Annotated in this window: 11 protein-coding genes and 1 tRNA gene; 6 read left to right on the forward strand and 6 right to left on the reverse strand. The window is 38.0% G+C overall.

The features are described from left to right. Positions 1-132: 132 nt before the first annotated feature. Genes AVJ19_RS12775 through AVJ19_RS12790 form a run of 4 tightly spaced genes read left to right on the forward strand, consistent with a single transcriptional unit; the run spans position 133 to position 4,220 of the window. Entirely contained in the window at positions 133-912 is a 780-nt protein-coding gene (locus AVJ19_RS12775) for an IclR family transcriptional regulator (protein ID WP_111860074.1), read from the forward strand. A 60-nt stretch (positions 913-972) separates the two neighbouring features. Further along, the gene (locus tag AVJ19_RS12780; RefSeq protein WP_111860075.1) at positions 973-2,301 is read left to right on the forward strand and encodes an MFS transporter; all 1,329 of its coding nucleotides are present in this window, start codon (positions 973-975) and stop codon (positions 2,299-2,301) included. A gap of 30 nt (positions 2,302-2,331) precedes the next feature. Beyond that, positions 2,332-4,041: an FAD-dependent monooxygenase gene (locus tag AVJ19_RS12785; RefSeq protein WP_111860076.1), complete on the forward strand. Its 1,710-nt coding sequence runs from the start codon at positions 2,332-2,334 to the stop codon at positions 4,039-4,041. Further along, complete coding sequence (locus tag AVJ19_RS12790; protein WP_111860077.1) at positions 4,038-4,220, forward strand: hypothetical protein; 183 nt, start codon at positions 4,038-4,040, stop codon at positions 4,218-4,220. The genes AVJ19_RS12785 and AVJ19_RS12790 overlap by 4 nt, the downstream gene beginning before the upstream one ends. 129 nt (positions 4,221-4,349) lie before the next feature. Here AVJ19_RS12790 and AVJ19_RS12795 read toward each other — a convergent pair whose 3' ends face one another. Continuing rightward, complete coding sequence (locus tag AVJ19_RS12795) at positions 4,350-4,766, reverse strand: DoxX family protein (RefSeq protein ID WP_111860078.1); 417 nt, start codon at positions 4,764-4,766, stop codon at positions 4,350-4,352. A gap of 195 nt (positions 4,767-4,961) precedes the next feature. Here AVJ19_RS12795 and AVJ19_RS12800 point away from each other — a divergent pair, with 195 nt between their 5' ends. Then, complete coding sequence (locus AVJ19_RS12800) at positions 4,962-5,600, forward strand: DedA family protein (protein ID WP_111860079.1); 639 nt, start codon at positions 4,962-4,964, stop codon at positions 5,598-5,600. Here AVJ19_RS12800 and AVJ19_RS12805 read toward each other — a convergent pair. The 5 genes from AVJ19_RS12805 to AVJ19_RS12825 form a co-directional block, all read right to left on the reverse strand. Next, positions 5,597-6,187 (reverse strand): LysE family translocator, encoded by a 591-nt coding sequence (locus AVJ19_RS12805; protein WP_111860080.1) that lies wholly within the window; start codon positions 6,185-6,187, stop codon positions 5,597-5,599. The two genes, AVJ19_RS12800 and AVJ19_RS12805, sit on opposite strands and share 4 nt — an antisense overlap. A 212-nt stretch (positions 6,188-6,399) precedes the next feature. Then, on the reverse strand, positions 6,400-6,813 hold the full coding sequence (locus tag AVJ19_RS12810) for a hypothetical protein (protein WP_111860081.1): 414 nt from the start codon (positions 6,811-6,813) through the stop codon (positions 6,400-6,402). 14 nt (positions 6,814-6,827) lie between these two features. Then, the gene (locus tag AVJ19_RS12815; RefSeq protein WP_111860082.1) at positions 6,828-7,664 is read right to left on the reverse strand and encodes a ParA family protein; all 837 of its coding nucleotides are present in this window, start codon (positions 7,662-7,664) and stop codon (positions 6,828-6,830) included. A gap of 81 nt (positions 7,665-7,745) precedes the next feature. After that, positions 7,746-8,138: a SirB2 family protein gene (locus tag AVJ19_RS12820; RefSeq protein ID WP_111860083.1), complete on the reverse strand. Its 393-nt coding sequence runs from the start codon at positions 8,136-8,138 to the stop codon at positions 7,746-7,748. An 8-nt stretch (positions 8,139-8,146) separates the two neighbouring features. Beyond that, complete coding sequence (locus AVJ19_RS12825; RefSeq protein WP_111860084.1) at positions 8,147-8,455, reverse strand: BolA family protein; 309 nt, start codon at positions 8,453-8,455, stop codon at positions 8,147-8,149. Positions 8,456-8,682: 227 nt separating this feature from the next. Between AVJ19_RS12825 and AVJ19_RS12830 the strand changes: the two genes are divergently transcribed. Beyond that, positions 8,683-8,758 (forward strand) — tRNA-Gly (locus tag AVJ19_RS12830). Positions 8,759-8,819: the final 61 nt, after the last annotated feature.

The raw sequence follows: 8,819 nt of genomic DNA on the forward strand, positions 1-8,819 counted from the left end.
TTTTACTAAAATTTTGAATCATCAGCAGGAGGCAAACTTCGAGTACATCACGATCATTTTCTTGTGTTTGGCACTTTGCAATCAGTGTGCTTCGAGTAGAATGCTGATCAAAGCAATGAGAGTTGAAGACTTATGTCTGAAGAAAAAACACAAGGTGGGGTGCAGTCTTTAGAAGTAGGCTTAACCGTACTTGATGCCTTAATTTCGCAGCAAGTACCCATGATGCTCAAAGAACTGGCAGAAAAATTGTCGATGCATCCTGCAAAAGTTCATCGTTATGTGGTGAGTTTGGTTCGTATGAATTACGCCAAACAGTTAGATGATGGACGTTATGCACTTGGTGATCAGGCTTGGCGTTTAGGTTTAAGTTGTATTCAACGTACCGATGCGATACAGGCTGCGCAGCCGATGATTTATGAATTGCACCGTCAGATTGAATGCGGTTTGCAAATTAGTAAATGGACATCACAAGGACCACTCATTGTGCAGTGGATTGAACCGAATCAACCCGTTTCAGTCATTACACGTGTAGGGTCAATTATGCCGTTGCTGAACTCTGCAACAGGTCGTGCCTATGCCTCATTTATGGCAGAAGACATTGTCAAACCTTTGTTACAACAAGAGTGGGCAATGAAACAAGCGCAAGGACAAACGGTATATCCAAGCAATTGGACTGAGTTTCAGGAAATGAAACACAGCATTGTGGAAAAGGGCGCTGCGACAGTTTCGGGTGACATGTTGGCAGGGATCAATTCGTTCTGTGTGCCTATTTTCAATGTGCATGGCGAAATTGAATTTTGTATAGCAGCTCTTGGCAGTGAATCTTATCTGCCGATGGATTTTGAAAATGAAAAAGTTAAGGCTTTAAAAGGAACGGCGAAAGCTTTAACAGCGTATATTACTCAGAGATAAAATTTACTGTATACAGTGCTTTCTCTCTGAGTAGACATTCAGGGAATAAGGGAAAGCACGATGAGGGAATCGAATAAATTTTTCTACGGTTGGTGGATAGTGTTGGTATTAATGGCAGTATCTGGTTCTGCGATTGCACTCACCATTACGACATTTAATATTTATTTAAATGCTTTTACCCAAAACGTAGGCATTAGTGCAACCCAGTTTGCGCTTTGTTCAACCATCATTAACATTACTGTGATGCTATTTTCTCCCAAGGTTGGGAAAATTTTGCAGCAACATACTCAAAAAGCCCTGTTGGTATTTTTAACTGGATTCTGCTTAAGTTATGCAGCTTTTTCATTGGCATCGAATGTATTTACTTTATATCTTGTTGCTGGGCTATTTGGTTTTTTTTCTACAGGGTTGACCTTTATTCCGCCTAATATTTTGGTGAATCGTTGGTTTGTCGAAAAGAAAGGCTTGGCAATGAGTATTGCACTATCAGGTAGTGCACTTTTTGGCATGCTCTTAAGTAAATATATTAGCTATTGTATTCAGTATTATAGTCTCGCTTTTGCCTATCAAACTGTCGCACTGATCATGTTTGTCGGTGGTACGGTGTTGATCGGAGTCTTTATCAAAGCATCACCTGAAAGTATTGGGTTAAAAGCTTTGGGTGCAGATCAGGCTGCATCAGAACAGCAAAATTCAACACAGAGTACGTTGGCTTTGGTCAACCTTGAACCGAAAATTTTAAAGAAAAAACCATTTTTTTGGTCAATGTTGGCAGCTCAATTTTTAGTGGGTTTTGTTGGTGGTGGCATCGTATTGCAACTGCCTGTTTATCTGCAAAATACCTTTGGTATGGCACAAGCCGCAACACTATTGGTGATTACCCTTGCAATCATGATCTTTGCCAAAGTTCTTTTAGGTTGGTTATATGACAAATTAGGTTTATTCGTAACCACTGCAATTGTTGCAGCTTCAGTGCTTTTGACTTGTATCCCTTTTATTTTTACCACTTCGTCCAGTATGTGGTTGCTCGGTTTAGTTGGTGTGATGTTTTGGGGAATAGGCAACTGTATTGGAACAGTGACACCTGCTGTCGTGGCATCAAAAACGTATGGACTTGCTCATTATGGTGAAGTGTATGGCATTTGCTTACGTTTCCAAACTTTAGGTATTGCGACTGGTGTACCTGTTATTTCAATGATTGTAACAGCTTCAGGTTCTTTTACTTTAGTTTGGATCATTTGTGCTGTACTCACTATTTTCCTTTACGGCTTTTATTTTTATGGCTTAAGTGGCAGCCAAGCGTATCGCAGTGTCATACAAGCAGAACAATCCATATTTTCTACAGATATGTCAGCAAATTTAGCTTTGGCATCTGATATCAAATCTTAAATGAAGTGTATATAAGAGAAGGAGTTCAACATGCATTTTCCAGCACAAGCGCCAAGAAAATCGCTTTATTATCAGTATCAAGTTTATCCACATTTTCATAGTCAAACAGATATTGTGACTGATGAACAAACAGTGACAGTGGTTGGTGCAGGTCCAATTGGGATGACAACAGCACTGTTGTTGGCAAAACAAGGGGTAAAAGTTATTTTACTGTCTGCTGAATTGCAGTTGTCTGAAGGTAGCCGAGCATTGGTTTATACCAAACGTTCAATGGAAATTTTGCAAGCCGCAGGTGCAGCAGAACGCATTATGTCAAAAGCATTACCTTGGACGCATGGTAATTCGATTTATAAGGGGCAAGTTGCCTTTCGTATGGCATCACCAACCAATGAACATGATCAGTTTGCACCTTTAAATAATTTACAGCAAAACTGGTTAGAGCATTTCTTATTAGAAACCATCCAAGAACAAGACAATATTGAAGTCCGTTGGGGCAATAAAGTAGTTGATCATGTGCAAGCACAAGATCAAGTCACTTTAAGCATAGAAACACCTGAAGGTACGTATCAACATACATCTAAATGGGTTGTAGCAGCCGATGGAGGTCGTTCACCAATTCGTGAAAGCATGAAATTATGGATGGAAGGGGCAAGTTACGAAGGTCGTTTTGTCATTGCAGATATTCGTATTCAATTGGATTATCCAACTGAACGTTTAGCTTTCTTCTCTCCTGATTGGAATCCAGGTAATACCATTCTAATGCATCGTGAACCTGACAATATTTGGCGTTTTGACTATCAATTAGATCCATCAATTCGCCCTGAAGATGCTTTAAAACCTGAAAATTTACATAAAGCAGTCAATGATCAATTAAAAATGATTGGTCAAGATCATCTTGAATGGGAAATGGACTGGAGTACGGTTTATTCAGCACGTGCATTGACCTTGGATAATTATGTACATAACCGCATTATTTTCGTGGGTGATGCTGCACATTTATTACCAATTTTTGGGGTGCGTGGTGCAAATACAGGTTTCCAAGATGCACAAGATTTGGCTTGGAAATTGGCAGCAGCCGTAAAAGGTTGGGCACCAGAGAAAATCTTGCAAAGTTATACTTTTGATCGTGTTGGAGCTGCACGTGAAATTATTGCTGAAGCAGGCAAATCAACTCGTTTTATGGCGCCACCAACAGATGGTTTCCGTTTATTGCGTAATGCTGTACTTTCATTATCACTAGAGCATGAATTTGTTCGTCCACTTTACCATTGGCGTACGTCACGTCCACATGCCTATACACATTCACCATTAAATAGCGTGTGTGATGACAATGCTCAAATGAATGAGCTGACTGAAAATGGTGCGTTGATTCCAAATATCAAATTCACAGAAAATTCGTTCTTGTATGATGCAATTTCAGGTAAATTTACCGTACTTGTATTTACTGAAAATGCTCAATTACCAATAGGTTTAGCACAAGAAGTTCTTGGATTAAAACAACAGGATATTCCTGTACAAATTGTTGCCTTAGCAATTGATGGGGAAATGGTGGCTGATGCAGATGTGTCATTTAGCATTGCTCCTGAGATTGCAACAGAACGCTTCTTTGCATCAGTAGGTACGGTTTATTTGGTTCGTCCTGGTCATCATATCAACGGTCGTTGGTTGAATTATCGTGAAAATGCATTAACACAAACATTTAAACAATTTACGGATGTTGTCGAAGGAGCAGCAGCATGAGTATTTCTATTGAAAACCTCGAAAAAGTATATGATCACTTGGCAGAAACGATCGATGCTGTACCATCAGAAAAACGTGAATTATTTTTGGTAAAATTGGCTCTACTCAGTGCAAATCAAATCCAAGATAGTGCTGTTTTTCAACAATTGATTCAGCAAGCAAAAAAGTTTGAGGATTAAAATCTATAGGCTATGGCGAGCTCAGATGGATTTACATGGTGTAGCTTTCCTGATCCTTGATAAAAATGTTGTGCAAAAAGCCAGATTTTGATCTGGCTTGGTTTTTCAACTTATTTTTTAAATATTGATTTATTTTTCAATGATATGATCAAGACTAAATTTACCTGCACCATGTAACATTAAGAAAAACAAGCCACCTGCCATCGCAAAATTTTTCATGAAGTTAATGCCATCCTCGGCACTACCATGAAACAAAAATGCAGTAATTAAACTAAATATACCTAAACCGAATGCTGCAAAACGGGCTTGAAAACCCAATAGCAATGCCAAGCCACCTCCCAATTCAACCAAAATAGTGAGGGGCAACATAGCACTCGGTACTCCCATAGATTCCATATAACTTGCAGTTGCACTATAAGCAGTCAGTTTCCCCCAACCAGCAACAATAAAGATATATGCTAGAAGTGCACGAGCGATGAGTGCAAGTATTGCATCAGTATTTGTTTGGTTAACGATATTTTTTACAACAACATTTGGATTTAACATGATGAGACCTAATTCACATTCTTTTTAAACAATGAGGTCATCATAGTACGGTCTTATTTTTGGATAAATATGTAAAAATCAGACTTATTGTTTTATAAATGGAACGATAATACATGCATTTATTTACTTTTTAATACTGACTTTCATAGCACAGACTGCTAGGATTTGTGCACGATTTGACGTAGCTTTTATTTCATGAATCTCATTGATTTTATTTTGCATGTTGACCAGCATTTATTTGAATTTATAACAAATTACGGTTACTGGGTTTACGGAATTTTATTCCTGATTATTTTTGTCGAAACGGGTTTGGTGGTGATGCCATTTTTACCAGGTGACAGTTTACTTTTTGCTGCAGGCGCATTGGCTGCATCAACAGGAGCAATGGACCCTGTATTGTTGGTGATTTTATTATTTATTGCGGCGGTACTAGGTGATACGCTAAATTATCATATTGGTAAATATATTGGACCACGAGTCTTTGAAATTGAGTCACGTTTTATTAATAAAGAACATTTGATTAAAACCTCACAATTCTTTGATAAACATGGTGGTAAAACCATTATTTTTGCTCGTTTTATACCTTTTGCTCGTACCTTTGCGCCATTTGTTGCAGGTGCAGGTAGTATGAATTACAAATATTTCCTGACCTATAATGTTGTCGGTGCGATTTGTTGGGTGGGTTCATTTATTACACTGGGTTATTTATTTGGTGCGCATCCATTGGTTAAAGATAACTTTACGCATCTGGTGTTCGGGATTATTTTCCTCAGTATTTTACCGGGTGTGATTGGCTTTATTCGCCATAAATTTTTCAATAAAAACAAAGCTTAAAAGAAGCGAATAACTACAGGCAACATACATAAAATCAGAAATAGTGCTGAACCTTTATATAAACGGTCAGCACTTACTCCTTTAATATTCCCCGCCAATACTGTGCGTCCCCAATAGATCCAAAACAATGAACAGGGGATTAGACACAATACAAATATCGCCATGACCAAAAAATAATGTATATAGGAATCCCATGTTTCGATAGGGAAAATACCTGCGGCAAATAAAATGGTTTTTGGATTTTTTAAAGTTGAAATAAACAGTTGAGATGGTGTTAAAGTCTTGTGTAGCTGACTATGTGTTTGTAAATGTGAGGCATTCCATAAATGAAATGCAAGCCATAATACATAAAGGGCACTAGCAAAATGTAAAATATCGATTAGGAATGGCCAGATTGGTAAAGTTAAATGAATGAGTAACGCCCAAATACTGATGCCATATAGATAACCTAAAAGCTGTGCAGGCACTAAGGCAAATGTTTTTGCAATGCCTTGATGATGTGCCGAACTGGCTAATAATGCATTGGTGGGTCCTGGAATGAGCAGCACAGCCAACATTGCAGCAATAAATAGCCAATTTTCAATCATATAGTGCTTTCAAATCAGTTTTACAGGCGCACACCTTAAACGAAAATATAAAAGCATGACAAGCTTTTAATCCTAAATTTGGTTAATTTTTAAGCTTTTTGTTGCCAATATAAAGGATTAACTTTTTGTTTTTTATTGAGTTAATCTTGAAACATTTTGCTAAATATTAAAGTGCATACTGTGCCAACTGGAGCACAGTATGCATGTATTTATTATTTTTTAACATCTTGACGCTTTGGCACATAAGGACAGTTTTTAAATTGTGCTGCCTGAGAGATTGCATCCTGTTCACCATATAAGCGAGACAATTCTGTATTTTTGGTATTAGAAGATTGTCCCATGTTGACAGAGATACTTGGACCAATGCCCCAACCAAAACCACCGCTACCCCAACCACCACCAAGTCCTACACCTACTCCCACGCCTGTACGTTTTGCGGGTTGTATGCCGTTATTGATGTATTGTTGAATGCGCTGGAACTCAGCATCTAATTGTGCACAATTCATTGCTTGATATTGTGTAGGTGATACATAACTTGGTTTTACTGTGGTGGCACATGCTGTTAAAACAGACAGTCCCACACCCAAGGCTGCCCATTTCACAACATTTAAATAGCTTATTTTCATGCTATATCTCGATCTTATCTTTGCTCAATCTCATTGAACAATGATTGATATGCCTGCGTCAATTTATGATCTGTAGCAAAATAGATGAGTGGTAGGTTTTTATGGTGTGACTCTTTCATAATTACCGATGGTGGCAACATAGTGTTGAGTACAGGAAGATTCTCATCTTTCAGTTGTTGTACGACTTCTCGTGGTAATTTTGCTTGTGCTTGAAATTGATTGACAATAATCCCTTCAATTTCTAAACGATCATTGTGATCATCTTGGGTTTCGATGACATTTTCAATCAATGTCTGTAAGGCACGCTTAGAAAAGACATCACAGTCAAAAGGAATAAGTACACGATCCGCTGTGATCAATGCTGACAAGGTAAAAAAGTTAAATGCTGGTGGTGTATCAATAAAAATACGATCATATTTTCCTGCAAGGGTTTGAATCGAATCACGTAATTTATAGATTTTATGTTTGGCTTCTAATGCATGCTCCAAACTACCTAAAGTTGGGCTTGCAGGCAATACATCTAAATTTTCAAAAGGTGACGTGTGAATATATTGATCAAAGCCTTTATTTTTAGACTTTAAAATTGAACCAATAGCATTGCCCAATAAACCTTTTTGTTGATTATTCCCTAAAATATCTTGGAAGAAGTTTTCAATATTTGGCTCAAGTGCGGTTTTATCAGCAGAATAGGTCGCATCATCTCCCAACAAATACTGGCTTGAATTGGCTTGTGGATCCAAATCGATCACCAAGGTTTTTAGCCCTGCATTGGCGCTCATTGCTGCCAAATTTACAGCAATACTTGATTTTCCTACACCACCTTTTTGGTTAAATACCACACGTGTCAGCATAATTCCCCCAAATTCATTCTTTTTTGACTTGTATGCAGTTTAACCTAGACTGCATACAAGTAGGAAATAAATGTCTAACAATCAACCAAAAACTGGCTTAATCATGATCAAGCCAATGATCGAAACAAAGGCTATCACACCCAGTATCAAACCTGCACGGCGCTGTGCTAAAAGAATGCTTTCATCTTTTTTATAGGCTTTGATTTGTGATGATAACAATACAAAAAATAGTAAAATTTTTGCATAGAACCAAGTTTGTACTTGGAATTGATTCATGACCAATAAAGTCACGCCCGTGATCACAAGTAATGTATAAGATAAGTGCTGTATAGCCACAAAAGCCACACGACCTTTCGGGTTAGGTTGTTGATTTTGCGTACCAACAAAGAGTGTGAATGCACGTAAAACAAAGACCAACATTGCCAATGCTGCACTCGACATGTGGATGATTTTGATCATTAAATGCGTATCCATAATCTGCCTTATGCTTTTGGTGCATGTGCACATTCAGGGCTAGCAGGGGCTTGACCTTGCCATTCACTTGGAAGATAGGCATGAATGGCTAAAGCATGAATTTTTCCTGGACTGAGTAAATCTTTGGCTTCAGCATAGATTTTTTGATGACGTTGTACCAAACGTAAGCCTGCAAAAGCTTCACTGACAATAATCACTTTAAAATGTGATTCTTTACCTGGAAAATAGCCACCATGACCTGCTGACTCGTTGATGACCTCTAAATGGGTCGGATCAAGCATTTGTAACTGCTCAATCAATTGTTGTTCAAGGCTCATCTCTCATTTCCTTCAATATTTAACTTGAACTGAGTATAACGGATTATATTTTTTGCCCCTAATATGAAAATGAATCATGCTGAAAGAAACCAACTTGCTTAAAGTGTGTTCAATTTTAGGAGGAATTAGCAAAAAAATAAGTCATCTGTGTTAATTTTATGCAAATGAGCGATTTTATAACAAAAAAATGTTGACCCTGATTTTTCTTAATGTATTATAAGCCCCATGCGGGAATAGCTCAGTTGGTAGAGCATAACCTTGCCAAGGTTGGGGTCGGGAGTTCGAGTCTCCTTTCCCGCTCCAAAATTTTTTCATTCAGTTTTTTATTTAAAAAAATTGGACAGACTCCGCGGGAATAGCTCAG

The sequence above is a fragment of the Acinetobacter sp. CFCC 10889 genome, assembly GCF_003268395.1.
GTDB lineage: Bacteria > Pseudomonadota > Gammaproteobacteria > Pseudomonadales > Moraxellaceae > Acinetobacter.

What these genes read in the sequence shown, in the direction of transcription:
- AVJ19_RS12775 (WP_111860074.1), top strand. Translation starts at nt 133, where the DNA reads ATGTCTGAAGAAAAAACACAAGGTGGGGTGCAGTCTTTAGAAGTAGGC.
- AVJ19_RS12780 (WP_111860075.1), top strand. Translation starts at nt 973, where the DNA reads ATGAGGGAATCGAATAAATTTTTCTACGGTTGGTGGATAGTGTTGGTA.
- AVJ19_RS12785 (WP_111860076.1), top strand. Translation starts at nt 2,332, where the DNA reads ATGCATTTTCCAGCACAAGCGCCAAGAAAATCGCTTTATTATCAGTAT.
- AVJ19_RS12790 (WP_111860077.1), top strand. Translation starts at nt 4,038, where the DNA reads ATGAGTATTTCTATTGAAAACCTCGAAAAAGTATATGATCACTTGGCA.
- AVJ19_RS12795 (WP_111860078.1), bottom strand. Translation starts at nt 4,766, where the DNA reads ATGTTAAATCCAAATGTTGTTGTAAAAAATATCGTTAACCAAACAAAT.
- AVJ19_RS12800 (WP_111860079.1), top strand. Translation starts at nt 4,962, where the DNA reads ATGAATCTCATTGATTTTATTTTGCATGTTGACCAGCATTTATTTGAA.
- AVJ19_RS12805 (WP_111860080.1), bottom strand. Translation starts at nt 6,187, where the DNA reads ATGATTGAAAATTGGCTATTTATTGCTGCAATGTTGGCTGTGCTGCTC.
- AVJ19_RS12810 (WP_111860081.1), bottom strand. Translation starts at nt 6,813, where the DNA reads ATGAAAATAAGCTATTTAAATGTTGTGAAATGGGCAGCCTTGGGTGTG.
- AVJ19_RS12815 (WP_111860082.1), bottom strand. Translation starts at nt 7,664, where the DNA reads ATGCTGACACGTGTGGTATTTAACCAAAAAGGTGGTGTAGGAAAATCA.
- AVJ19_RS12820 (WP_111860083.1), bottom strand. Translation starts at nt 8,138, where the DNA reads ATGGATACGCATTTAATGATCAAAATCATCCACATGTCGAGTGCAGCA.
- AVJ19_RS12825 (WP_111860084.1), bottom strand. Translation starts at nt 8,455, where the DNA reads ATGAGCCTTGAACAACAATTGATTGAGCAGTTACAAATGCTTGATCCG.